This window comes from Bacillus cereus group sp. BfR-BA-01524 (assembly GCF_022662595.1).
Lineage (GTDB): Bacteria > Bacillota > Bacilli > Bacillales > Bacillaceae_G > Bacillus_A > Bacillus_A thuringiensis_S.
Genome location: NZ_JAKUDW010000249.1, coordinates 1 through 840, shown reverse-complemented (window position 1 = coordinate 840; position 840 = coordinate 1). Strand labels below are relative to the sequence as shown.

Sequence of the window (840 nt, the reverse complement as noted above, 5' to 3'; positions counted from 1 at the left end):
GCGATTTGGTACATATATAAGATTGGTAGATAAGTTAACTCCTATCCCTCCCCTCGGTTCAACGCCGACAGGAATAGTAGTAATTACAGTATTCGTTAATCCATCAATTACAGACACATTCCCACTACCCTGATTTGCCACATAGACTCTATTAGTTAAGGGGTTGACCTCAATTCCTCGTGGAGCATTTCCAACGGCAATAGTAGTAATTATGGTATTAGTCGCGCCACTAATCACAGAAACATTTGAGTCATTAATATTGGATACATAGATAAGATTAGTAGATAAATTGACCCCTGCTCCATCCGGATTAGTACCGACAGGAATAGTAGAAATTACAGTATTCGTTAAACCATCAATAACGGAAACATTATTGCTGTTAAGATTTGTTATAAAAATTCGATCAGTTAAAGGATTAACTCCAGCAGTAAATGGACCGGTGCCAACTGAAATAGTAGCAATGACGGCATTATTTGCTCCATTAATGACAGAAACATTGTTACTGCTTTGATTTGCCACATAAATTTGGTTAACAAAAGCTGATCCAGTAGGCCCAGTATTCCCAGTAGGCCCAGTAGACCCAGTAGACCCGGTGTTACCAGATGGCCCAGTATTCCCAGTCGATCCAGTGATGCCAGTAGGCCCAGTATCACCGGTAGGCCCAGTAACGCCGGTAGGTCCGGTATTCCCAGTCGATCCAGTGATGCCAGTAGGTCCAGTATCACCGGTAGGTCCGGTATTTCCAGTAGGTCCCGGTGGCCCATCTGGCGGCCCAGTAGGCCCAGTAGGCCCAGTAGGTCCCGGTGGCCCATCCGGTGGCCCAGTAGGTCCAGTGATGCC

At 45.6% G+C, this 840-nt stretch carries 2 protein-coding genes; one reads left to right on the top strand and one right to left on the bottom strand.

Annotation, left to right across the window (positions count from 1 at the left end):
- Positions 1-519, bottom strand: a 519-nt coding sequence (locus tag MR170_RS30845; RefSeq protein WP_242310651.1) for a YncE family protein, incomplete at its 3' end; no start/stop codon positions are given.
- Positions 520-523: 4 nt separating this feature from the next.
- Here MR170_RS30845 and MR170_RS30840 point away from each other — a divergent pair.
- The coding region (locus tag MR170_RS30840; protein WP_481746801.1) for a hypothetical protein at positions 524-840 on the top strand (317 nt) is incomplete at its 3' end.